Source organism: Pseudomonas sp. zfem001, assembly GCF_032621725.1.
In the GTDB taxonomy this organism is placed as follows: Bacteria; Pseudomonadota; Gammaproteobacteria; order Pseudomonadales; family Pseudomonadaceae; genus Aquipseudomonas; species Aquipseudomonas sediminis.
On record NZ_JAVYJI010000007.1, the window covers coordinates 1 to 25,287 of the forward strand.

A 25,287-nucleotide genomic window follows, 5' to 3' on the forward strand; every position below is an offset into this window, starting at 1 on the left:
CTCAACCGAGGCGCGCATTCTACAGCAGCCCCTCTACCTGTCAAGCTGTTTTTCGAATTTGTTTCCGGAGAAACTTCTTTCTACTCAACCACTTGCGCCTTCGATCTGAACTTCTTCTCTCCAGCGGGAGGCGCATTCTACAGCGTTCAAAACCGCTGTCAACACCTCTTTTCTACCGCTTTCGATCCATTCGACCGAACCACCAACAGGACTAAACCACCGCCCTGTCGACCGGCACGCATTCTACACGCCAGATCCAGCTTTGCAAGCCCTTCAGTCAACTTAACTTATTGATTAACAAGCAGTTTTTGAAGCGCTTCATCGCTGAAGTGGCGCGCATTCTACATCCAGCAGAATATGCGTCAAGCTTTAGTTGCAGTTTTATTACTCAAAGCGCTTCGAGCGCCTCACGCAGACCGCTACGCCGTTCCACACGTCGCTGTATGGCCTGCTCGAAGATACCTGCTCGGCTTTCAATCAAGCTGAACCAGTGGCGGGCACGCGTGATACCGGTATACACCAGCTCCTTGGTCAGTACAGGATTGAGGCTATCGGACAAGATCAGCGCACAATGGGCGAACTCCGAACCCTGCGACTTGTGGACGGTCATGGCGAACACCGTCTCTACCGCACTCAGACGACTCGGCAGGATGTGGCGCAAGGCGCCGCTGCCATCATTGCGTGGGAATACCACCCGCAATACCTGGCGCGTGGGTGCACCCGGAACCTCTGGTGGCTCGGGCAAGCGCAGCGCGATGCCGATATCGCCATTCATCAATCCCAGGCTGTAGTCGTTGCGCGTCACCAGCACAGGCCGACCTTCATACCAACCATGCGCCTGCTCGAGCAGACCGCGCCGCACCAGTGCCTGGGCAATACGTTCATTGAGCGCCTCCACACCCCAGGCGCCCTTGCGAACGGCGCACAGCAACTGGAACTGATCGAACGCGACCAGAACCCTGCCCGCCCAATCATCCCAGGCTTGCTCACTCGCTTCTGGCACCGGACGCTGCGCCTGCATCACCTCTAGGTAATGCGCATACCCCTGCGGTCGCGACTCACCGTGGCCCTGACCGTCTATGAGCAGACGTTCCAATCCGTGATCTTGCTCCCCCGACAGACGCAGCACATGTAGGTCATCCGCACCGGCTGCCAAAATCGCACGAGCCGTCTGCGCATCGCCCTGGTTCACTGCGCGCGCCAGACGCCCGATACCCGAGCCACTGCCGAAGCGGCGTGAGTGACGCAGCATGACGATGTGCTGTGCCAGCGCCTTGTCCCCTACGACCAGCGCAGGATCTTCAAGCCGCTCCCCCGTCTGATTTTCCAGCCAGGTGCGCGTCGCCTCGCTGTAGCCACCGCTTTCCGCCTCTCGGCACAGATCGCCCAATACCGCACCAGCCTCGACGGACGCGAGCTGATCCTTGTCGCCCAGCAGAATCAAACGCGCATGCGATGGGAGTGCGTCCAGCAGGCTGGCCATCATTTCGAGGTCGATCATCGAGGCTTCGTCGACCACCAGCACGTCCAGCGGCAAGAGATTGGCGGCATCGTGACGAAAATGCCGGCTGCCAGGACGGCTGCCCAACAAGCGATGCAGTGTCGTCACCAGAGTCGGAATCTGCTCACGCACTCGCTCGTCCAGCGCCAGGGATTGCACTTGCGCACCGATGGATTCGGTCAGGCGCGCGGCAGCCTTGCCGGTAGGCGCCGCCAGACTCAGGCGCAGCGGTTCACCGGTGGCCATGGCAGCTTCCTGCAACAATGCCAGCAGGCGCACCACCGTGGTCGTTTTACCGGTTCCAGGCCCCCCGGTGATCAGCGTGAAGCGCCCTTGCGCGGCCATCGCACAAGCCAGCTTCTGCCAGTCGGTCTGGCGCTTGCCGTCCACCACCAGCGCATCAGGAAAGAGTGAAGCCAGGCGCATGGCCAGATCGCTCGGCGCAGCGGCACTCGCCTGCAGGCGCCGAGCGATGTTGCCGGCTACCTGTCGTTCATAGCTCCAGTAACGCCGCATATATAAGCAGGCGCCGCTGCGCACCAGCGGCGCACCCTCGGACTCAAGCAGCGCACTGCCGGCACAGGCCGCCAGCCAGGACTCCAGGCTTAGCCCGGCCAGCACCTGGGACGGCAGAATCATCGCCTCTTGCGCGTCATCCCCCTCCGGCGGGAGGGACAGGGTGAAGTCCGGGTTGGCCAAGGTCGCCGCGAGATCCAGGCAGACATGCCCCTGACCCAATTGGTGACTGGCCAGTGCAGCGCCGAGCAGCAACAGGGGCGAAGCGTCCGGATCCAGTTCAGCGAACAGCTGCGCCAGCGCGCGATCCAGTTCACGCAGCCAGCCGCGCTCGCTCCATATAGAAAGCAGAGCAAAGAGTTCGGCGCGATCGCGCAGCGTCGGCGCAAGCGTCGTACTCATGCTGCGCCCTCCTCGGCTTCGCCCATGAACAGCGCGTCCAATCGCTCGATCAGCTCGCGCGGCGGCCGTGCCAGGTAGGCACCCTGCTGCGGCGCGCGCAGGAACAGGTAGAGCGCGCCCCCCACATGCTGGTCGTAGTCGTAATCCGGCAGGCGCAGACGCAGTTGCCGGTGCAGCGCCAGCACATAGAGCACGTATTGCAGGTCATAGCGGTGGCTGGCGATGGCTACTTCCATCGCTTCACGGGTATAGGCGCTATCGTCGCTGCCGAGCCAGTTGGACTTGTAATCCGCCACGTAGTAACGCCCCTGATGTTCGAATACCAGATCGATGAAACCTTTGAACATGCCGTTGAGGGTGTCGGCCCGCAGCGGCTGCCTGGCGATACCCGGTAACTCGCACTGCTGCACCCACTGATCCAGCAGCCTAACATCGACCCCACGTGCTTCGAACCAGAACTCCAGCTCGGGCTGATATTGCGTCAGTTGCGCCAGCACAACGGCATCCGTGCCGGTCAGCGGGAACGGTTGAGTCAGAAGCGCCAGCAACCAGTCCAGCAGCGGATCGATCCAGTTTTCCAGGCCGCGACGCTGACAGCGCCTGGCCAGCGCCTCGCGCAACCTCGGCGAATCCTGCGCCAGGGCCGCGAAGCCTTCCTGCGCCGCCATTTCCAGCAGTCCGTGGAGGAAGGTGCCCGGGTTCGGCCCGCGCGGAAAGCGATGTAGCCCCTGAGCAGATGCCGGCAGCGGCGCCAGAACCAGCAACGGGTTCTCGTCGTCGATGGCGTTCTGCATCGCCGGACTGTCGGGCGCGGCGTCTTCATGGCGACTGGCCTGGCTGGGCGCGTCCTCGTCCAGGCGCAGCGCACTATAGGAAGCGATCCACCAATGCTCGGCGGCGCGCCGTACTGGCGTACGCCAATGCGGCTCGAACTGCTCATCTTCGATCATGCGATAGCGCTGCTCGCTGGCGGGCGGTACCGGCGCCACGGTGCTTTCCAGACCAACAGCAAAGGGGGCGAGCCAGTTGGCGAGTTCGCCACTGGCGCCCAGCGATACGCCACCACCGAGCAGGTAGCCCAAGGCCGACTCATGCAGACGCGACTTTTTGCCGTTACCGATCTTCAGATCTGCCACGCCCAGCCAGGAGGCATGGCGGGCACGGGTCAGCGCCACGTAAAGCAGGCGCAAATCTTCACCCAGACGCTCACGCTCGGCGCGCTCAAGACTGTCCTCATCGGCCTTGAGCACCAAACGTCGGCGTTCGCCGTCGTGGATCTGCAGCGGCTTCTTGTCATCCACCGGACGGAAGGCGCAGATGAACGGCAGGAATACCAGGGGATATTCCAAGCCCTTGGATTTGTGGATGGTCACCACGCGCACCAGCGCCTCGTCGCTCTCCAAGCGCAACACCTGCTCATCGGCCGCCTGGCCTTCGCCAGCCAGCAGTTCGCTCAAATGCCGAATCAGCGCCAGTTCACCGTCCAGCTCGGCGGCAGCCTGCTGCAGCAGTTCGGCCAGGTGCAGCAGATTGGTCAGCACCCGCTCGCCATCGTCACGACCCATCAGCCGCTGCGGCAGTTCGAAGTCCTGCAGCAACTGACGCAGCATCGGCAGCACGCCCTGGCGCTGCCAGCGCTGACGGTAGTCGCGGAACTGCATGACGCGGCGCTCCCAGGTGCGCTCGTCAAGGTTGAGCTGCTCCAGCTCGGCCAACTCCAGCCCCAGCGTCGCGCTGGCCAGCGCTGCGCGCAGCGGGCGATCCTGATCCGGCTCGGTGCAGGCACGCAGCCACAGCAGCAGATCGCGTGCTTCCTGGGCGGCGAACACCGAATCCTTGTCGGAGAGGTAGACGCTACGCACCCCGCGCGCCGACAGCTCGCCGCGAATGGCCTGCGCCTCATTGAAGTCGCGCACCAGCACTGCGATGTCGCTGGGGCGCAGAGCACTGAGCGCACCCTCCTTGCTGAATCCGGCCTGCCCGCGCTGCCCCAGACCCAGCAGACGCACGATCTCACTGGCTGCACCCGCCGCCATGGCATCCAGATAGGCGCCTTTGGCAACCGGCTCGTCGCTCTCCAATTGCCACACCGTCAGGGCTGGTTGCGCCTGGCCGTCGACACTCCATACTTCGCGTCGACCTTGCGCGCCCACCTCGATAAAAGGCAGATCATCGCGCAGCAGAAACGCACCCTCACCGCCCTCGCGCTGCTCAGCCCGCAGGAAAACGCCATTAACGGCATCGACCATGGCCTGACTGGAGCGGAAGTTCTTTTCCAGATTGTAATGCCGACCGAACGTGGCCCGGCGCGCGCGCAGGTAGGTGTGAATGTCGGCGCCACGGAAGGAATAGATGGCCTGCTTGGGGTCACCGATCATGAACAGGCCGCAGTCGTCGCGATTGGCTTCGACCTCGTAGAGCGTATCGAAGATGCGGTACTGCAGCGGGTCGGTGTCCTGGAATTCATCGATCATTGCCACCGGGAACTGGCGGCGGATCACCTCGGCCAGGCGCGGGCCATTGCTGCCTTGCAGGGCAGCGCCCAAACGCACGAGCATGTCGTCGAAGCCCATCTCCGCGCGCTGGCGTTTCTCCCAGTCGAAGCGCTGGCGAACCCAGGCTGCAGCGTGGCGCAAAGCCGCGTCAGCGGGATCAGGCAACGCATCGAGTTGCGCCTTGAGTACAGCCATGGCATCCAGCGCGGGATGATCAGGCGCCTCGCCCTTCCAGGCTTCGGCCAGGCCGTCGGGGGTCAGGCGAGTGAAGCCTGTGCCCAGGTCGAGACGCGACTCTTCGCCACCAGCCCACTCACGCAACTTGGCCAGCCAGGGGTTGTAGAAGCGCGCCTGGATTTTCTTGCCGTCCACTTGCTTGGCCGCCACAGCTGCATCCAGCAACAGCTGCAGCTCCTCTGCCCAGGCCAGCCAAGGCGACTTGAGCTCGACCAGCGCCTGATCACGCTGCTGCAGCGCGTGATCGAGCAACTCGCCCAACGACTGCGCCGTCCCCTCACTCTCCTCGCCCAGCAAGGGACGCAACCTGACGCCAAGACCATCCGGCGTCCCCCAGACGCTTGCCACCCATTGCAGCGCGACGCCCTGCAGCGGATAGCAGTTCTGCCTCCAATAGTCGCGCACCACCTCGGCCAACAGTTCACTGTGGTCAGTCTCCAGGGTCTGACTGAACAGGCTGCCGCTGTCGAAGGCATGCTCACGCAGCATGCGCTGACACCAGCCGTGAATGGTGGACACGGCGGCCTCGTCCATCCACTGCGCTGCCAACTCCAGGCGGCGGGCGCACTCGTCCCACTGCGTCTGGGCGAAATCACCACGTAGCTCACGCAGCAGGTCATCGCCCTGGGCATCACCGCGAAATACGGTCGCGGCCTCGACTAGACGCGCACGAATTCGATCGCGCAGTTCGCGAGTGGCCGCATCGGTGAAGGTCACCACCAGAATCTGCGGCGGTAGCAGCGCCTCGCGGAACGCGGCGTCGCCGCCATGGCCTAGAATAAGCCGCAGGTAGAGCGCGGAAATGGTAAAGGTCTTGCCTGTACCAGCGCTGGCCTCGATCAAGCGGCTGCCGTGCAGGGGAAACGTCAGGGCCAGTGGGCGCTGTTGGCTCATGCTGCGCCCTCCTCGAGCGCCTGGGGATGACTGTCGAGCAAAGGCAGGTAGAGCTGCTCGCTCCATGCCGGAAACTGACCATCGTCGGTAAGCGCGGCGTAATCCGGGAACTGCCTGGCCAGACTGGCGCTGCCCTGAACTTCACCTGTGAGGTTGTAGCCGCCCTCGTAGACACTGCGGGCCTTGTCCTCGTTGTTGTCCTGCAACCAGGCCAACGAGGTTTTCAGGGCGACCGGCAGAGGTGCCTGCATGCCGGCGCTCCAGGCTTGCAGCCAAGTGCTCAGCACACCGGCTGCCTGCTCAGCAGGTAGGGGCTCGAACGCCAAGCTGCGATCCTCGCCGACCAGCAAGGTGGTCAGCGGTACACCGCAGGCCGACGCGATGACATGCAGCGCATAGGGGCGCAGAAGGCGATGCCATTTCCAACTCTTGTCCTTGTGCAGTGCGCCCGGCAGCAGCTCCAGGCGCGCCAGGCTGCCATCGGCCCTCTGTCGCAGCCCGGCGAGCCAGCCATCGAGCTCAACACCGGCTGCACTGAAGAGCAGACGCTGTGGCGACTCGACCGGGGTCGGCCAGCACAGGCAGAGCCCCTGATAACGCCGCAACTGCGCCGGCAGCGGCTCCAGCAAAGCGTTTCGATACTGTTCGCCAAAACCAGCCAGCGGCAGGACACCACTGCGTTGCAGGCGATCAGCTGCCGCCCTCAGCGCATCGTCGTGGTCCCCGTCGCCTGCTACCGCCGCCTTGAGCAAGGTTTCCTGCAACTGGTAACGCTGCAGACCGTCGAGGGCGAACGGCTCGCTGTCGAGCTGCGCCTGCTCTTGTTCATCGAGAAACACCTTGAGGCGGCGGGTGAAAAAACACTTCACCGGGTCACGCAGGAACGACTGTAACAGTTCGGGCCTGAGCTGTTGCCCCTCTTCCCAGGCCGGCAGGGAGGTAGCGCTCTCGCGCGCCGAGGCCTGGTCATGTAGTTCCGCCCACTCGTGGGCATAACTGAACAGTTGCGCCTCGCCATCGAAGTAACGGCGGCTGAAAGGCTGCAAGGGATGCTCGGTGGTCAGGCCATGCAGAACGTCGCAGCCATCGGCCAGCGTCCAGGCACTGCCAAGATGGTCGCGCAACTGACCGACCAACACGGAAGGCGGACGCTCGCTGTTATCACGAATGCTGCGCCCTACCCAACTGATGTAGAGACGATCACGCGCTGCCAGCAGTGCTTCAAGCAGCAGGTAGCGGTCATCTTCGCGGCGCGAGCGGTCACCGGGGCGGTAATCACCAGCCATCAGGTCGAAATCCAGCGGCGCCTGACTGCGCGGATAGTCGCCATCGTTCATGCCCAGCAGGCAGACCTGACGGAACGGAATCGCGCGCATCGGCATCAGCGTGCAGAAATTCACCGCACCGGCGAGAAAGCGCTGACTCAGCCGCCCCTGATCGAGCCCGCCGAGCCAGGCTTCGCGCACCACTGGCAGAGTCAGCGCTTCGTCCAGCGTCGCAGCCTCGCACAGCTCCAACCAGGCATCCAGCGCATCGAGTAACTGAGTCGAGAGCACGTCTTCACGGTCGTTTTGAGGCAGGAAGAAGTCGTCGAGTACACTGCGCAGACGTTCACCCCACTGCATTGGTGTGGCCGGCTCACGTAATAACTGCAGATGCCGGTCGAGGGTTTCCAGCAAACGCGTTACCGGGCCGATCAACGCAGCATCAAGCCCGCCGATCTCGTCGTAAGGTTCGATACCGGCAAAGGCGTCGGCCGAGCCCACTGCGTAGCCCAGCAGCATGCGCCGCAGGCCGAAGCGCCAGGTGTTCTGCTCCAGGCTCTCACCCAGGCCCAGCGATTGCCGCTGGCTCGCATCCAAGCCCCAGCGCACACCGGCACCCTCCAGCCAGCGACGCAGCGTGGGCAGCTGATCCTCGGCGATGGCGAATCGTTGACGCAACGCGGCGACATCCAGCAGATCAAGAATCTCGCTGACGCTGAAGCGGCTGTCCGGCAGGCGCAGCAAATGCTCCAGCGCAATGACCATCGGCTCCTTGCCGCGCAGCCCCTGATCAGCCAGGGTGAAGGGAATGAAACGCGGGTCGTCGCTGGCGAACTGACCGAACACGGCCTGAATATGCGGTGCGTAGGCATTGACGTCCGGCACCATGACGATCACGTCGCGCGGCCGCAGCGTGGCGTCCTCGCTGAAGCTGGCCAGCAGTTGATCGTGCAACACCTCCACCTCGCGCTGAGCGCTGTGGGCGATATGAAAGCGCAGCGAATGATCACGCGCGGGGTCGACCGGCGGCCAGGTGCTGCGCGTTTCCGTCAGCGGCCGCAGATCGAGGATGTCATTCTGCAACTGGCCGAGCAGGCAGTTCTCACTGGCCGGGCTGAACAAGTCGATACGTTCGAACTGCTCGCGATAGCGCTGCGGCTCGTCGTACTGATCCAGCAGGTTGATGTAGTCACGCCCCTGCTTGCCCCAGGCCGCGAGCAATGGTTGCCCGTGCTGGCGCATGTCTTCCTGCTCGAACAGGCCGATCTGGGCACTTGGTTTTCCCTTACGCTGCTGACGGCGGTATTCGTGGCGCAGCAGATCCTTGTCTTCGACGATATCGCCCCAATGATGCTGGCAGGGGTTGTGAACATAGAGCATGACCTGGCTGAAACGCGCCATGGCCGCCAGCGCCTCCAGCACCTGAGCCGGCAGTGAGGAAATGCCGAAAACGGTGATACGCCGGGGCAGTCCGGGTGGCGGCGCGTCCAACTCGCCCATGCGCGCGACGAAACGCGGATGCACGCCTGCACGGCTCTCGGCCAGGTGCTGCTCGCCCACATCCACCAGCAACGCGCGCCACAGCGCGGACTGCCAACGGGAATCGCCTTCCAGAGGCCGCTCGCCGCCACGCGAAGTGCGCAGGCGATCCAGCCCGGCAGCCCAGTCCGCCAGCCAGTCGGCACGGTAGACCTGGTACTGGTCGAACAGATCGGCCAGGCGCTCGGCCAGTTGGTGGCGCTTGCGCAGGTCCTGGTCATCGGCGAGGAAGCGGCGCAGAGGGGTAAAAGCCTCCTCGCCCAGCAAGCTCGGCAACAGTCGCATCAAGCGCCAGGTCAGCGGCGCCTTGTCCAGAGGCGACTGCTGCGGAATCGCATCGCTACCCAGCACGTTACGGTATGCCTGCCAGAGAAAGCGCGCCGGCAGATCGACATCCAGCGCCGCCGCGATGCCACAACCATCGCGCTCGGCCAGCGCCAGCTTGAGCCACTGGGCGATGCCGTTGCTCTGCACCAGCAGCACTTCGTTCTCCAATGGCCGCAGCGGGTAGCGGCGCATCCACTGCACGGCCAGCGCACGCAGCTCTTCGAGATGGTTACCGTGAATGACGATAAGACCGGGGGACAACTCCGGGCTGGCGGGCATCGACTAACTCCTGTCGAAAATCGAAGCGCAAGTTTGCCAGCATTTGGCGACAAGGTGCGTCATCAACGGCTATGTCACAAACGACCTGAAGCATCTGAGGCCGACCCAAAACGAAAAGGCCGGTCAACGACCGGCCTTGGTGGTAACGACAGCAGCAGGCGTCAATCAACCATCAGCTTGTCGCGATTCTTATCCAGAGTCGCCTCACCGATACCTTTGACTTCAAGCAACTCGTCAACCGAAGCGAAGTTACCGTGAGCCTCACGATAAGCCACGATTGCCTGCGCCTTGGTTGCTCCGATACCTGCCAACTCGCGCTGGAGAGTGTCGGCATCAGCAGTATTCAGATTGACGGTAACCGCCTGGGCAACCTGCGCAGAGGCCGTAGCGGCTGGTTCAGTCTTCGAAGTTTCTACTGCCGAAGCAGCAAGGGAGAGGGAGGTGAGAACGGCGAATAGCACGGAGGCAAGGTAGGCTTTCATCATCTTAACGTTCCTTGTAAGTGAGTAAGACGAGCAAGTTAGGCTCGTTCTTGAACCTAGACGCTATTTCCTCACTGTCAAATTGGAATGGGCGAGATCCGTCACCACTCGGCCGCCGAGTTGGGCAAACTGATCGATGAAGCCAACAGGATTTCGGCCACCGACTCGCGCGGTCCGGCCCTGACAATTTTGAGGAGAATGGCAGGATGAAAAAAGTCCCGCAAAAGTCCCTACGCTTCTACGTGTGAAGCGCCCATAAAAAATCCAGTCACCGCTAAGTGACTGGATTTTATAGGGTTTTTTGGTCGGGACGGAGTGATTCGAACACTCTACCCCTTGCACCCCATACAGGTAATTACCCGTCCGAGCAGATACAACCAAATTCAAAGCAACCCCGCACAACCCTTGATATTACTGGCTTACAGCTAATTTCTCGTCCAAAATAGCCCTATTCGATTCGAAGAAAGCCGATCTCAATTGGCAACGAATTGGCAACCAGACAATCTCAATTGGCAACCAATTGGCAACGGGAAAGCTGACCATATGGCCAACATTACAGACCGCCAGATGACTGGCAAACCAGGGACAAGTGACAAATGGCTGAGCGAAGTCGCCATCTGGGGACATGGCAGCCTAGTAGCTCGGATCACTCCTAGCGGAGAGCGGCTTTTCTACTTTCGCTATACCAATAGCCGCAGCGAACGCGTGACCTTCCCTATTGGTACATACAGCCGTGATGGCAACGAAGGCACGATGACGCTAGCCGAAGCCGGCCAACGAGCCAAAGAGCTTGCAGGGCTGCACAAGTCAGGTATCAAGGATGTAAAGGAGCATCTCGAAGCTGAGGAGGCTGCCCGAATTGCAGCTCGCGATGCCGAGCTTGCAAGAATCGCCGCTGAGAAAGCGGCCATCGAAGCAGCAAATGCTCGACTTGCTGCCAGGAAAACCGTCAATGACCTATTTGACCACTGGGCAAAGGTAGACCTGATTAACCTCAAGGATGGCGGCGATGAGGTTCGCCGGATGTTCAATAAGGACGTCCTACCCTTTCTGGGCGAACTACCTCTCGACGAAGTAAAAAAAGGCCACATCACAGAAGTGACCGATGCGCTGCTTGCCCGCGGCGTTAACCGGATGGCCAAAATGATCTTCAGTCTTATGCGCCAAATGTTCAGGTTCGCCGTGGATCGCGATTTGATTGAGCACGACCCAACAGCGAGCATCCGCAAAGCAAAAATTGGCGGCAAGGATACAGAGCGCGACAGAGTTCTTAGTGAGGATGAAATCCGAACACTGGCCAAGCTAGCACCAGAGGCCGGACTGCTTCCATCAACCGAAGCAGCAATCTGGATAGCCCTATCAACCTGTTGTCGTATAGGAGAACTGATGAACGCGCGCTGGGAGAATATCGACCTGAAAGCAGGCACCTGGCTCATTCCTAGTGAAGACAGCAAGAATGGAAAGGCGCACACCGTGACTCTATCCGAATTTGCAATCGAGCAATTCGAACGCATCAAGGTCATCAGCAGCAAAAGCGAGTGGTGCTACCCCAACACCAAAGACACTGGGCCAGTCTGCTCCAAAACTGTTACAAAGCAGCTTGGTGACAGACAGCGCAAACCAGATCAAGGGACCATGAGCAATCGCAGTGCCAAAGCCCAAGCTCTCTTATTAAAAGGCGGGAAGTGGACCCCACATGACCTGAGGAGAACCGGCGCTACTATCATGACTGCCCTTGGAGTTCTACCAGAGGTAGCTGAGCGCTGCTTGAATCACACTGAAGAAAATAGAATTAAACGAACATACCAACGACATAGCTATTCTAAAGAGATGTCTGAGGCATGGAAAACACTTGGCAAAAAACTAGAGTTACTCACCAAGGACGAGCCACTCAATGAAGAACCAAACAAAGATTGAAGCAGATAAAAATACACTTGAATCGCTATTCAAAAAAACCATTAGCACCATTAAGAGCAATACAGAAGCAGTATTAAAATACTCCGAGTCCGACATAAATCTTGAGGAAATAATTGAAAAACAAAGAAAGACCTTAACAGAGAGCGAAATCGAGGAGGCCATAATTAATAAAGACTTCACAAGAATAGTAACATCTAACCTTAACGAAAGAGTCAACTGCAACATCTACTTGATAGCACTTCACATCTTAAAAATAGAATATAATTTACCAAAAGAAGACTACATAAATGCTTGGTTTTCTCAGCGCCGCGCAATTGAAGCCCAAGGTTACTTAGAAGGGGTATATGATAAAATCATCGCCAACAGAAGTAGTAAAGCGAAGCTAGGCGGCGAAGCAAAATCAATATACTACAAGAAACTGATAGCACTAATCGACGAGCACATTGCCAACACCCCAAAAGGGAACAGAACTAATGTCGAATACGCCGAAAATATAACAAGCGCACTCCTCAACATCGAAGACAACAAACAATATCTCGGCAAGAGAGAAAAAGATGACATAACTCAAATTATTCTAGACAAAATAATCGAAAAGCAAAAACAATAATTTCAAATATTGGATTTTGGTGGTGCTAACCTTCCAAAAGCTGACACCACCACGACTATCAATCATTAAGTCTTACTACCATTCGCCCCAGACGGCGCTCATGAATAATTATTTTTTTAGCCGATACAAGATAATCTAAAATCGGCGAAAGTACTTCCTTTTTTCTCATTCTATTCGGACCATATTGAAGTAAGTCATTTTTATCGATTTCACGCCCCCTTACACGCTTTCTTGTCACGAGCCACTGATACAACTCATCAGCATCAACTTCAATTTGAACAGGAGGAACAAAAATCTTTTTGAACTCATCAGCAAACCAACAGCATAGAGAAACAGAAAACTCAAGGATCTCAATTGGGATATCTCCCTCCTCACCCTCAAAAAAGTGAAGCAATGCAGCAACCCTGGCAATATTATCAGCTAGCTTAGAGGCAAAATCGGGCATTCTTTCAAATCGCCCCCCTTCACGCATCCCAACCTCAATCTCGTTGAAAACTTTCATCCACAGTGCAGATGCTGCAGGGGTAAACTTAATTCTCTCTCGACAGCTTGTAGCCTGCGCCTGAAACCGAGCATTACGCTCCAGCAGTTCGGATACCCTTACGTTAAACTCAGTAGTTCTCTGCCAAGAACTACTGAAGCTTTCCATAACCCTAGTCCCCCTTATCGAATCAGGCTTACAAATTAAAAATCTAGCCCAAAGTCCAGCTCCGCGCGACAACTCACCTTTACGCGACAAATAGTCAATGAAGTTCTTCTCCTGCACCATTAGCGATACAGTTAATCGCGCCTCATCAAGTCGATAACTTTCTGAAGAGGTACGATCCACAGCAATTACTCCGCCGCTCCAGATTGTATTTAATTTCGGAAAATCCCTAAAGGTACGACCATTCAAAATACCTGATGCCTCATCGGAGATAAGCCCTGCGGTTGGCAGCCCCTCATACATGCCCAGAAACAAGGCTTGCGGCGTAGTGTCGTCATACAGCATTCGAAACCGCCTGGGCTTTTCAGGCTTATTATTCTCATGCTCCATTATTTTACTTTCGATACTGCTGGTATCAAAATCATCACGATAAGCTTTACTGATAGATTTTAGTAACTCCTTCTTCCCCTGCTCCCATATTGCCAACCCAGCCTTCCACCGAACCATATCACGCTTATATTCATCATCTCTTCCTACTTCAAAAGACCTCACACTTTTTAACAGCGCATCCTGAGCCGTAGATTTACGATCACCAGAATCAGCAATGGTCGCCAGCATTAAAGATACTGGCACCACCTGATTATTTGGCTTCAGCACATCAATTAGCCCCTGAGAAACTAATGATATTGCTGTCAGTGCCCCAGAAATCACAAGCGACCTGGGCGCCTTGATGTTTACTTCTACTTCATCTACTGCTGCCGCAAAAATTGGCGCAGGAATAAATAAAGGATATTCACAACCAGGCTCAGGAAGCGCACTTTGATTAGCCATTACTGCCCTCGCATTAAATCTTGATGACTTTAAAGTGGGAGAGCTACTCTCCCCCACCTCCCCGATCACAACTTTTTAATCCTTGAACCACCTCTCTTGAGCTAACCCATTGCTGCATCTCACATGACAACCACCCCACTGAATTACCACCCAACCTTCTTGGTCGTGGAAAATCCTTATCGTATCGTGGCGATAGGCTATTTATTCGATCATAAATTGTTGAGCGTGATAGCCCTGTCATTTTCATAACATCTTTAACCCTAATAATTCGCACTTCAGAATCGACACCTAATTCTGGGTTCATACTTTCCTCCAAACATTTAAAGAGCATTCGAGCGATTTCTGGCAACGCGACTGTGCAGACGGCCTGCTCTCAAAACGCGTGCCTTCGCTTGCGTCGTCACTCTACGAATGCCTGCTCCAGCATTCATCGCGTCTGCTTAATTTTTTTTTTTACTACGAGCAGGCGCACGTATAGGTGCCGGCAATGACTTGCCCCTCAGGATTGCCGGCATGAAGACACGGCTAGCCGCTATTTCCGCTACTCGTAGCGGAAATAGCGGGCTTTGGTCTCAATCGAATGAAATTTCAGTCACACATCACCGCAATGACATCCCCACCCTGGAGTCTTCACCATGTCATTGCACTGCCCGAGCTGCGGCTCTCCTCAGGTCTCCACGCACCTCACCGCCATGCGGATTGCTGCCTTCATCGGCATGCTGGGCGGTGCGCTGCGTGGTGCCGGCACCATCCTGCTCACTGGCCCAGCTGTTACCAGTAGCGCACTAGCCAAACCTCCCAACGTAAACCTCAATGCCCTGTCATCGGCCATTCTCAACGGCCTGGTTGGTGCTGCAGGTGGTTGTGCGATGGGTGCTCAGCTTGGCGAAAAACTCGACCGTCATGTGCTGGCCCACAACCTCTGCCTGAGCTGCGGTCACCGCTTCAATCAGCCGGTCTGATCCGGCTGCCCTTCTCTCTCATTCATCTCTAAATGCCGGTGCTGCGCCATGCGCAGCGCTTTATGCCGGCTATTGCTCAAAGGAAATTCATCATGGCTCATCAAGTCGAACAAATGGCCTATGTCGGCGCTACTCCCTGGCATGGCCTGGGCAACAACCTGCCTCGCAAGCAACCTATCGAGGTCTGGCAGCGTGAGGCCGGCATGGACTGGCAAATCCAGGAGTCGCCGGTGCATTTCAAATCGGATGCTGTCGGCCACTTGGGCGCGATCCATTCCTTCCCGGAGCAGAAGGTGCTCTATCGCTCCGATACCAAAGCTCCACTGTCAGTGGTTTCCAACCGCTACCACACCGTACAACCGCGCGAGGTGCTGGAGTTCTATCGCGATCTGACCGAAGTGTCCGGCTATGAGCTGGAAACTGCGGGCGTGCTCAAAGGTGGTCGCAAGTTCTGGGCGCTGGCGCGTACCGGACAAGGCACGTCGATCAAGGGCCACGATCAGGTCAACGGCTACCTGCTTCTGGCGACGTCCTGTGACGGCACCCTAGCGACTACGGCAACACCGACCACCGTGCGCGTGGTGTGCAACAACACCCTGACAGTGGCCCTGGACGGCACCAGCCGTGCGATCAAGGTACCGCATAACACCCGCTTCGACTCGAAGGTGGTGAAGAAGCAACTCGGCATCGCCGTCTCGCAATGGGACGACTTCATGTACCGCATGCGCGCACTGGCTGAGCGCAAGGTGCAGTGGCATGAGGCCTTGGGCTACTTCATGAACGTGCTGTGCGAGGTCAGCCCGACCGGACAATTGCCCGAACAGTTGCCCAACGAGCGCGCCCTGCGCCGCGTACAGGAGCTGTACGAAGGCCGCGGCCGTGGCTCGGACTTGGAGTCGGCTCGCGGTACTGCCTGGGGTCTGCTCAACGCGGTGACCGAGTACGTCGACCATGAGCGTCGTGCTCGCAGCACTGAGTACCGCCTCGACTCGGCCTGGTTTGGCCAAGGTGCACAGGTCAAGCAACGCGCTCTGGATGCGGCCCTGCAAATGGTCGCCTGATCTTCTATTTCATCCACTCCATAACGCCCGGTCAGTTCAGCGCTGACCGGGCGTTTTTGTGTCCGCGAGGTGAACACCATGAAAGCAACGTCATTGAATGGCAGCACCAGCAAGAAACGCCCTGCCCTGCGCCTGGTCAGCACCAAGGAGCTGCCGCGCGAGGACTGGCTGCAGATCCGCAAACAAGGCATCGGCAGTTCGGATGCAGCGGCGGCGGTCGGTCTCAATCCCTACAAATCCCAGTTGGAGCTGTGGCTGGAGAAAACCGGCCGCGACAGCAAACTGCCGAAGACCGACCCGCACGATGAAGAAAGCCCGGCTTACTGGGGCAACGTGCTGGAGCCCATCGTGGCCTGGCATTACAGCAAACGCACGAAGCACAAGGTACGTCGCATCAACGCTGTGCTGCAGCATCCCAATCCGGAGTTGCCCTGGATGCTGGCCAACATTGATCGCGAGGTGATTGGTACAGACGAGGTGCAGATCCTCGAATGCAAGACAGCCGGCATAAACGGGGCACGCCTCTGGAAAGAAGGCGTCCCCGAATATGTGCAGTTGCAGGTGATGCACCAGCTCGCCGTCACCGGCAAGCAGGCGGCGGATGTGGCAGTGTTGCTCGGTGGCCAAACACTGGAGATCCATCGCATCGAGCGGGACGAGCAGATGATCGCTCGCCTGATCGAGTTGGAGCGCCGTTTCTGGCAGTACGTTGAAACGGATACCCCGCCACCTGCCGATGGCAGCGCCTCGGCCGAGCTTGCACTGCGTTGCCTGTATCCACAGGACAACGGCCAGATCGTCGACTTCAGTGGTAACGCCGGCTTGGCAGCGGCCTTCCTGGAACTGAAGGCTGTGCGTCAATCAATCTCTGAGAAGGAAAAGCGCGAAGCCGAGCTCAAGCAGATGCTGCAGCAAGCCATGGGTGAATCCACCCGCGCCGAGTTCTCCAGCGGCTACGTGAGCTGGCGCAAAGCCAAGGACAGCACCGTGCTCGATGTCGAGCGTCTGCTCCAGGAAAAGCCTTACCTGCAGGCCCGCTATCCGAAACTCAAAGAAGGTAGTCGGCGCTTTCTGATCGGTTGATCACCCTCTTCTACTCCATCCCTCCCCTTGGCCAGTCCATGCAGTTCGCGCTGCTGGCTGGCCTTTTTTGCTTACAAGGAGCGCCATCATGCTCAAAGGTCTAGCAATTACCCCGCCCGTGCTCGGGCGCATCTCCATCGGCAAGGTCGTCGAGAAGAACGGCAAGCGCCTGCCCGAGAAAGACGACCAATTCACCATCACCTCTCAGGTACAAGGCAAAGACGGCTGGCTGCTGCACCCGCTCAATGACGAGCTGCGCCAAGGCAAAGACGACAAGCTGCGCAGCATCCCAGTGCGCTTGTTGTTCAACGAGCCTGAACTGAATTTCCGCGCTGATTACACCCTGTTTGATCGGCAGAACGGTCGACCGGTCTGTGTCGGCAACGGTGAGACCTGCAAGCGTATCGGTAAGGATGGCGTTCAATCGCTGCCCTGCCCGTCGCCCGATGCCTGTCCTCTGGCTAAGGGCAACGCCTGCAAGCCCTACGGGCGGATGAATGTGGTGATTGGCGATGAGGATGCCCTGGGCAGCTTCGTGTTTCGCACCACGGGCTTCAACAGCATCCGTACGCTGATTGCCCGACTGCAGTACTTCAGGGCCATATCAGGCGATCGCCTGGCATGCCTGCCGCTGGAGCTGCGTCTACGTGGCAAATCCACCCGGCAGAGCCATGGCACGCCGATCTTCTACGTCGATCTGACGCTGCGCAGCGGTATGACTGTCGAGCAAGCGTTACTCACTGCGCGTGAGTTGGATGAGGCGCGTAAGGCGGCTGGTTTTGATCAGGCAGCGCTGGATGCCACCGCGCGTGTCGGTCTGGGTAACGGGATCTTCGAGGATGACGGCGAGGACAGCAGCGCCATTGCTGAAGAGTTCTTTCCGGACGGTCAGCCCGCCAAGTCGAAACCCGACAGCACCGTTCACACCCAGTCACTCGCTGAGAAACTCGAAGCCCAATCCCAACAGCTCGAGCCTTCAGCCTAACCACAGGCGGGCCGAACCGGCTCGCCATCCGGAGACACACCATGAAATTTCACAAGCTCAGGGCCGGTGAAGTCGCCGGCAGTTACCTGGTTGATTCACCCGTAACCGAAACCGACATCCTGCGCATGGCCCAGCAGTTGGCAACTTACCGACTGAGCAAAGGACGTGCACTCACCGACCCGCATAAAGTCAGGGAGCACCTGCAGGTGCTGCTGCAGGATCTGCCGCACGAGATCTTCGCGGTGTTGCTGCTCGACAGCAAACACCGCGTGATCAGCTTCGAGGAGCTGTTTCGCGGCACCCTCGACGCAGCCAGCGTCTATCCGCGTGAAGTGATCAAAACAGTGCTCGCACAAAACGCCGCTGCAGTGATCCTGGTGCACAACCATCCCTCCGGCGATCCCTCGCCCAGTCAGGCAGATATACGCCTGACGCAGACACTCAAAAACGCCCTGGCCATGGTTGGCACCACCACGTTGGACCACTTCATCGTGGGGTCAGAAGGCATCGTGTCGCTGGCTGAACAGGGCTTGCTTTAACAGATGGCAGGCGCCGTTAGGCGAGACGCTACAGATCAGCGTCCAGCAGCAAGTCAGATGGTTTACATCCAAGCGCAGAAGCGATTCGCGCAATATTCAGAAAGGTGACATTCCGCTCACCTCGCTCTATTTTGCCCATGTGTGAGCGATCTATACACGCAGCATCTGCAAGCGCCTCCTGAGATAACGCCTGTTGTAAACGACGCGTGCGCACAGACGCACCCAAGCGCAGCAGGCTTTGGTCGGGATCGTGGGCGGCAGAGATTCTTGGCATACCGTGAATCGTTTCGTTATGCTGCCAAAACGACCACGGCATTTACGACCCAAAGCTCTATAAGCTGCCCATGAAATAAATGAAGGCACCATAGAAGGAACTAACTAGTGAGAAACAAAATCCTACTAAAATCGTCATCCGCAGTTATTGCTTTATTACTAATTAGTGGTTGCGGGCAAGAAGAAATAGATGCCAGCCAAACAAGAGAAATATCAGGACTGACATACAGAATAGAATCCAACACCCCCTTCACTGGAATAGTAAAGAACTACCCAATAACTGTAGCCGACGTAATGTCGCTTGGTTCATGCAACATGCCGCTCAAAAACGGAAAGCCTGAGGGGAAAGCGGAATGCTTCGCTAACAATGGCACAAAGATAGCAGAAGCTAACTTTATCGAAGGAAAGAAAAACGGCAAAGAAACAACTTGGAACCATAGCACGCAGAAAGTCCAAGAAGAAAACGAGTGGCTTGCTGGAAGACAACACGGGGAGCAAAAAAGGTACAACCCCCAATCTGGCAAGCTTATTCGCTTGATACAAATGCACGAAGGCAAGCCCGAGGGAGTAGAAAAGGAGTGGACAGCTGATGGTTCGAAACTTGCCACAGACCTTATCTGGAAAAACGGCAAGAAGTCGGGCAAACAAACGAGCCCTTATCTCGTAGAAAACTTCCTTGACGGCCAGCTTCACGGAGAGAAGATAGCTTTAGACAGCTATGGATCAACTCCATATATAAAGTCTATTTCAAATTATGAGCATGGACATAAAAATAGCGAGAAGAAATTCGACCACCTGGGAAATATAACATTTGAAGGCAGCTGGAAAAACAAGATATTACAAACATCGCTCACTCAAGAGTGGAAAGATGGCAAAGTAATCGAAAGACTGAACCTCATAAACACTGACCCCGAATGGGATGACCCATGGAGTGAACCGCCCATGGTCAAGAACGGGGAAGAAAAATACCACACCACCCCTGAAGAGTACTATCAAGTCACATGGGACATGGGAAAGCCATTAAAAGGCAGCTTCAGATACTCTGACAGTGAAGGGAAACACGTTTACGGATACGACGGTGTTCCGACAAATGATCATAGAGCTCTAGTCAAGAATGGCACCGAGCTTTATATGTACTCCAGCCATTCCGAAATAAAAGAGCTCCAGTGGAAAAATGGGGCGCTCGACTCCGAAATTCCTCCACAAGCAACACCTGACTTCTTCAAGCAAAGCGGGTGCGATGACTGCCTTAGACGAGCACTTGCTCAAAGTGCATATAACCAGCAAAACTCATCTAATCAGGGAGAAGCCTGCTATAACGAAAAGCTGAACGCCATTCACCAAGAAAATCCAAATTTCCCGATCAGCTTCGACATGATGAATGAGATGCGGGCCGAGTGTGGTTTACCTTCAGAGGAATAAACTATTCAAAGAAGCCGCACCTTCAGGTGTGGCTTCTTTATTTTTTGGCTTTCGACTTAATGCGAAATCCGCGCCTCATCACCGATGAGATGATACTTACGTTGAACTCACTCAAGAGCTACCAGCTAACCAGCTTAACTGCAGCAAGCTAACCCGCGGATGCACTAAGGCTCAACTCAACTCCGCGAGGACGACTCAGCATGCCCCTCCGAAGGCAACGAGCCCCCGCAGGCTTCAAGCGCAGATGCTGATCATCTTTTGCTAGGTAATCCACAACGGTGTAAAGACGCTCACGTCTCGCCCAATCATCTCGATGGACCATACCTACACCGAGCCGGTCACCGTGCTTCGCCTCCTTGTTGTGATTGGAGCTGTCATAGCAGCCACGGCCACGCGTGATCTCTTGCCAAAGCTCGCCTATCTGTATTGCCTTGAAGACGTCTGCCCTGACCTTCGATCCGTCGAAAAAGAATGCCACATGGGCGTGAAAGCCACGACCATACCTTCCCTCTCGCTCATCGCCATTCTCGTGACGGACACCAGGGTATTTCCCCTGCTCGATGGCGCAGATGTAGCCGATCTCGTGATCAAAGATAGCGTTGTATCGACGGTCTGTTATGAGCTCGTCCAAATCACGAAAGACATGCTCAACCCTAAGCCTGGCCTGCGCGGCAGCGCGGTAGTAGAGGTTTACCCTGACCACGAGCAAGCGTGCGTGTCGTGTAAACATCCCATCGACATAACCATGGAGCTCGCGCTGGAGTTTCTTAGCCTGCAGGCGCTGATCGTATTGCACGCGACGGTATTTTTGCCGGCGTGTCAGCACACGGATGCGTTCCGCAAGAGCTGATAGCGTCTGAACGGTATCACGGGGACGATCTGTGTCTTCATCATAGGAGTCCAGCCCAAATGGACCGAACTGGACTCCTACGTCTTGAACAGCCTCTCGGAAGACCTGTAGGTGAGAGCTGTAGCTGTAATCGTGGTTACCATCGAACAGACTGAGCATCTGTTCGATGTGGTTGAAATATTGCTTCAGCCTCCGCTCAGGACGATGGATGGGCCTTTCGTATTTCTGAATAGCGAGCACCAGCTTCTCGATCAGGATCGATACCCCGGACTGGTTGAGGGGTTTGGCAGTAGTACGGTTGAGCATGACGATGCACCTGTGTGGTTGATACACACCAAGTGCATTGGTTGTTTTTAATTACTCACACTGAGCAGCCATAAGCTGTTGCTGTGTAGGACAGCAACAGCTCTTCTCAGGCGATCATGAGGCTATCGCCTGAAGGGATGACGAGTAGGTGCTCTCAGGGATAGACGTATCGACTGGATGGTGGATAGCTATCAGGTTGATTGGTTGTGTGATGTATAAAACTAGAACCCGCAGTCATACAGCCCCCCTCACCCAGCAGACTGGATAAATCCATCTGACTATCGCCCAGTAAACTGAGGCGATTTCCTTGACTTGAACATCACTGACTTAGCTGAGTTTTTTATGCCTCTCTACCCGAAGAGCACCAAGCTAAAACAGCAAACAAGCTGGTAATCGCAGCTGGCTAGATTCAGCCACTGGATTCCCCAAAGCACCGATGAATTGACTCGCTAGTCTGAGTCAATGGTCGCAAAGGCCAAGTAGCCTCCAAAACATTGCGGTCAGCGGAGGTCATGCCATGCCAGATCATGCACTGCCAATAACCCGAAGCCTCATCGCACGGGTTTCTAATAAATACGTTTCAACCCCAGCCAACAGATGCAATCCCTCTTCGTTAACCGCAGAGCGCGACAACCCTGGCTGTACAATGCGAACATCGAACTCATAGCGATAGTCTTGCCAGCTTGCCTTCAGCTTCTTGAGCGATGCTGCAGTTCCCAGCTCGAAGCGAGAGCTCTTCCCCATTTCGAGACGACGCTTCTCTCGCTTCAGCATGTGAGCAAACATGCGATTCGGGCGATCGCGCCACCTAGCAGATTTCTGCGCTTGCCCGCAGACCTCGTAGAGATCTCCGAGGCGAGATCCAGGGGTATCGCTGCCTGAAAACTTGCAATGGTAGAGCGTGACCTGCACTAAGCTGTCAGTGACACGCAGAGAAACCACGTCAGCAATTTCCCCTTTCCCATCATCGTCAAAAATCAGGTCATATAAGTTGCCATCGGAGAGCAAGTATTCAATGACCTTACGCTGGACAGAGTCGGGGCGTTTCTCTGCACCTTGAGATTCGGCCCGTATATTGGTTGTGGACCAATCCCACTCAACAATCTTGTCAGTTGGGTACGGCTCAACAGACACGCCGTCAGGCAGCGCGTAGAGATGGCTGTAGATCAGAAGCGACCCATCGCCAAAGTCGATCTGAGGCGCATCGTCTCCGAACGACTCAGATAACGTCTTCACGGCACTGCCAATCTTAATGGTTGCCTCCGGCCCCACTCGCTGTGGATAGCGGGCTCCCCCATCGTTGAACTCGATTTCAAACTCGGCGGCATGGGCGTCGCTGGTCACGGCGAACCGCAGCGGGCCGGTCCTCTCATGACTGATAAGCTCGATATCGCATTCGGCGAACGGGACAACCTGGCCATCGAAACTGATTTCTATACGCTCTTCGATCTGTGTCATAAGCGACTCCGGCCAGTGAATTGCGACGGGAGGTGCCGTAGGTCTCTCGCTGATAAGGCGAGGCCGCATCGCACTCTTGAACACTTCATCAGTGGTAATTCCGGAATCGCTCACCAACCGACCGATTCCCTGGCACCAATCCACCCAATCGGTCAGATCACGGACTGGAGTGATCGACCAGAACTTACCCTTCACCGAGCAACCACGAATGGCCGGTACACCATCAAGAAAGCCGGTAGCAAAGACGTTGTTCTTGATTCTCGACTGCTTTGCGGTGTCGAGGCCGTCAGCGACATCAACGCCCATGTACATGGAATAGCGTACTCCGCGACCCTGATGATGGGTGAGTCCCAGGTTGCGCAGGATCAGCCTTTTGAAGCCATGAAGACTTCGAAACACATCTTCACCCTCGATTCGGCGAGAGCTGTCGCCACAGATAGCCTTGGCAAGCTTGTCATGAGGGCCCTTCGTGGAGCTACTAATGAACAGGAGTCCAGCGTCCTCATCCCAATGCATCATGTGCAGATCCCAGATGACATTGGTAGCTTGCTGAGCTGTAGTCCAGCCGGCCTGTTCTTCATTGCGCGTAACGAATATGGCGACTCGGCGCTGCTGATTGAGCTTCATGCCTCGATAAACGCCGGCAGGGAAGAGGTCCTCTACTTGCAGTGGATCCCAAATTTCGCATGTCGTCCTATAAGCGACAGCATTCATTTTTGGCTCCAGGGTCTGCAGAGGAATATCGCAAAGGTCCCCCGTGAAACCCCGGAACATTTCCGCACGCCGCACCTGTCGTTCGATCCGCGCAGAACTCAGCGCCTCGACCAACGTATTCCAATCGGCATCCTCCGCATAGAGCTTCGCCAACGAGCGGTCGATGTCATCCACACCAGTGTTAGCGATTACTGTTGCATCGCCGAGCCTGGGATCCTGTCGCGTGAACCGACCCACGAACTGAATAGTGACCGCAACGCTTTTATGCGGGTCGTGCAGGCCGGCGATCTTGAGCTCCGGCAAATCGAAACCCTCTCCCAGCATGTCAACACACACGATAATTCGGCTGTCGAAACGACGCAGCGCCGCAAGGCTTGCACGCCTTTCCCGTGCGGACTGGTTGCTGTGAACCAGGACAGGATTATGTTGTGGGAACCGTCGGCTATAGAGCTGATGAAGCTTCTTGGCGCGCTCAATTGTGGAGCACCGCGCCATAGCCAAGTGGTTTAGACCAAGGCTGAGATCGTCTTGCAGAATCTCACCGAGCTTTTCGGCGATCGCCTCATCGGCCTCGGATTGATCCAGGCCAAAGATCGCCTCAAAGCGAATCGGCTTAAAGTAGCCTTCTACCTGCGCTTTCTTGAGCGGATAGGTATAGATGAACTCGCCATCGACTCGTCGCCCATCTTCTCGGAACGGAGTGGCAGTGAACTGGAAAATAGGTAAAGGCAGTTCACGATCGACGAAGAGGCTGCGGAATCTCGCCCAGGTCGGGGCCGCAATGTGGTGGGCCTCATCGATGAAGAGAGCGGATGCGTGATCAGCCATACGCTCCTGGATCTGGGCGTCGGCGCGACCAGCAATCTGCATGGTAGTCACCACCACATTGGCGCTGCCAAAGATCTGATCCACTTCATCCACCGCGGTGGGAATGTGGCAAAGGCGCATTACTACTGGGTAGTCAGCTCTTGAGCTGAGGCACTCCTGACGCCTGAGCACACCAAAGGTTTCAAACTTCCCGGCGATTTGCTCACGTAACGCGTCGTTCGGTACTACAACCAACAATCGCTCGAAACGCTGGTGAGCATTCAGCGCGAGCATAGTTTCCGTCTTGCCGGTACCTGTTGGCATGACAATAGTGGCAGGTGAACCTGATCGCGTGAGGTGGGCGAGCGAGGCATGCAGCGCTCCAATTTGGGGGCGGCGTAACCCTGGTGTAGCGGGCCTGTCCCCCTTAGCTGGGCGGCTTTCACGGAGTTGAAAGGCGTCGTCCCAAGAGGCCGTAATTGCTTCGAGTCTTGATTTCCGAGCAGCTGCATCGAGTGTGCTTAAGTCGATCGTGGTGTTGCCCACCCAACGGCCTTCACCTCGCTCAAGTGCCAGAGAAATTTCTGCAGGATCTGAAGCCCCAGCAACCAGTAGAACCAAATCTGCATTGAGTTGAGTTGCAGTCTTAGCGCTGATAATCCTCAGAATCTCGCCGGTTTGTAAGGTCGCTTCATAGCCCGCAATTTGACGAACTGAGAACGGCCGCAACCGGCAGAGCTCACGCTTTTCTGGACTTTCAAGTTGTCGAACGGGGTTATCGAGTACCTTGCAATTGATTGCAAAGCGCTCTGGAAGCAACAGCGATACCTCCTCGTGGAAGAGATCATCCTGAGTAGAGATAAGGGGGGCATGCGCTGTCATTAACAGT

At 56.7% G+C, this 25,287-nt stretch carries 17 protein-coding genes and 1 pseudogene; 9 read left to right on the top strand and 9 right to left on the bottom strand.

The genetic code is table 11. From position 1 onward, the window contains the following. Window positions 1-388: 388 nt before the first annotated feature. The 4 genes from recD to RTH74_RS20530 all read right to left on the bottom strand — a co-directional run bounded on the left by recD (window position 389) and on the right by RTH74_RS20530 (window position 9,940). The gene (recD, locus tag RTH74_RS20515; protein WP_316915880.1) at window positions 389-2,419 is read right to left on the bottom strand and encodes an exodeoxyribonuclease V subunit alpha; all 2,031 of its coding nucleotides are present in this window, start codon (window positions 2,417-2,419) and stop codon (window positions 389-391) included. Continuing rightward, entirely contained in the window at window positions 2,416-6,045 is a 3,630-nt protein-coding gene (recB, locus tag RTH74_RS20520) for an exodeoxyribonuclease V subunit beta (protein WP_316915881.1), read from the bottom strand. Before recB ends, recD begins: the two co-directional genes overlap by 4 nt. After that, on the bottom strand, window positions 6,042-9,455 hold the full coding sequence (gene recC, locus RTH74_RS20525) for an exodeoxyribonuclease V subunit gamma (RefSeq protein WP_316915882.1): 3,414 nt from the start codon (window positions 9,453-9,455) through the stop codon (window positions 6,042-6,044). Before recC ends, recB begins: the two co-directional genes overlap by 4 nt. 161 nt (window positions 9,456-9,616) lie before the next feature. Next, complete coding sequence (locus RTH74_RS20530; RefSeq protein ID WP_106735349.1) at window positions 9,617-9,940, bottom strand: ComEA family DNA-binding protein; 324 nt, start codon at window positions 9,938-9,940, stop codon at window positions 9,617-9,619. A gap of 99 nt (window positions 9,941-10,039) precedes the next feature. Between RTH74_RS20530 and RTH74_RS20535 the strand changes: the two are divergent. From RTH74_RS20535 to RTH74_RS20545, 3 genes and pseudogenes are all read left to right on the top strand, one after another. Continuing rightward, a pseudogene (locus RTH74_RS20535) lies at window positions 10,040-10,147 on the top strand (integrase); the annotation flags it as partial. 333 nt (window positions 10,148-10,480) lie between these two features. Beyond that, window positions 10,481-11,854: a tyrosine-type recombinase/integrase gene (locus tag RTH74_RS20540; RefSeq protein ID WP_316915883.1), complete on the top strand. Its 1,374-nt coding sequence runs from the start codon at window positions 10,481-10,483 to the stop codon at window positions 11,852-11,854. Continuing rightward, on the top strand, window positions 11,832-12,461 hold the full coding sequence (locus RTH74_RS20545) for a hypothetical protein (protein WP_316915884.1): 630 nt from the start codon (window positions 11,832-11,834) through the stop codon (window positions 12,459-12,461). The genes RTH74_RS20540 and RTH74_RS20545 overlap by 23 nt, the downstream gene beginning before the upstream one ends. Window positions 12,462-12,519: 58 nt before the next feature. Here the strand turns inward: RTH74_RS20545 and RTH74_RS20550 are convergent, their stop codons facing one another. Both RTH74_RS20550 and RTH74_RS20555 read right to left on the bottom strand, forming a co-directional pair. Further along, a complete protein-coding gene (locus RTH74_RS20550; protein ID WP_316915885.1) occupies window positions 12,520-13,938 on the bottom strand; it encodes a YfjI family protein in 1,419 nt (472 codons plus the stop codon). A 43-nt stretch (window positions 13,939-13,981) separates the two neighbouring features. Beyond that, entirely contained in the window at window positions 13,982-14,269 is a 288-nt protein-coding gene (locus RTH74_RS20555; RefSeq protein ID WP_316915886.1) for an AlpA family transcriptional regulator, read from the bottom strand. Between the two features lie 304 nt (window positions 14,270-14,573). On the opposite strand from RTH74_RS20555, the gene RTH74_RS20560 reads away from it, so the two are divergent. The 5 genes from RTH74_RS20560 to radC all read left to right on the top strand — a co-directional run bounded on the left by RTH74_RS20560 (window position 14,574) and on the right by radC (window position 18,568). Next, the gene (locus RTH74_RS20560) at window positions 14,574-14,900 is read left to right on the top strand and encodes a hypothetical protein (RefSeq protein ID WP_074916709.1); all 327 of its coding nucleotides are present in this window, start codon (window positions 14,574-14,576) and stop codon (window positions 14,898-14,900) included. A 92-nt stretch (window positions 14,901-14,992) separates the two neighbouring features. After that, on the top strand, window positions 14,993-15,961 hold the full coding sequence (locus RTH74_RS20565; protein ID WP_074916707.1) for a DUF932 domain-containing protein: 969 nt from the start codon (window positions 14,993-14,995) through the stop codon (window positions 15,959-15,961). A gap of 78 nt (window positions 15,962-16,039) precedes the next feature. Beyond that, window positions 16,040-17,044, top strand: a complete 1,005-nt coding sequence (locus RTH74_RS20570) for a lambda-exonuclease family protein (RefSeq protein WP_316915887.1) — start codon at window positions 16,040-16,042, stop codon at window positions 17,042-17,044. Window positions 17,045-17,132: 88 nt separating this feature from the next. Then, window positions 17,133-18,029 (top strand): hypothetical protein, encoded by an 897-nt coding sequence (locus tag RTH74_RS20575; protein ID WP_316915888.1) that lies wholly within the window; start codon window positions 17,133-17,135, stop codon window positions 18,027-18,029. A gap of 41 nt (window positions 18,030-18,070) precedes the next feature. Continuing rightward, window positions 18,071-18,568 carry a RadC family protein gene (gene radC, locus RTH74_RS20580; RefSeq protein WP_316915889.1) on the top strand — a complete coding sequence of 166 codons (498 nt, stop codon included), beginning with the start codon at window positions 18,071-18,073 and terminating at the stop codon, window positions 18,566-18,568. Window positions 18,569-18,596: 28 nt separating this feature from the next. On the opposite strand, the gene RTH74_RS20585 is transcribed toward radC, so the two are convergent. Then, the gene (locus RTH74_RS20585) at window positions 18,597-18,842 is read right to left on the bottom strand and encodes a helix-turn-helix transcriptional regulator (RefSeq protein WP_316915890.1); all 246 of its coding nucleotides are present in this window, start codon (window positions 18,840-18,842) and stop codon (window positions 18,597-18,599) included. Window positions 18,843-18,949: 107 nt separating this feature from the next. Between RTH74_RS20585 and RTH74_RS20590 the strand changes: the two genes are divergently transcribed. Beyond that, window positions 18,950-20,263, top strand: coding sequence for a hypothetical protein (locus tag RTH74_RS20590; RefSeq protein ID WP_316915891.1), 1,314 nt, complete (start codon window positions 18,950-18,952; stop codon window positions 20,261-20,263). A 148-nt stretch (window positions 20,264-20,411) separates the two neighbouring features. On the opposite strand, the gene RTH74_RS20595 is transcribed toward RTH74_RS20590, so the two are convergent. After that, a complete protein-coding gene (locus RTH74_RS20595) occupies window positions 20,412-21,419 on the bottom strand; it encodes a hypothetical protein (protein WP_316915892.1) in 1,008 nt (335 codons plus the stop codon). Between the two features lie 525 nt (window positions 21,420-21,944). Further along, window positions 21,945-25,280: a DEAD/DEAH box helicase family protein gene (locus tag RTH74_RS20600; RefSeq protein WP_316915893.1), complete on the bottom strand. Its 3,336-nt coding sequence runs from the start codon at window positions 25,278-25,280 to the stop codon at window positions 21,945-21,947. Window positions 25,281-25,287 lie beyond the last annotated feature (7 nt).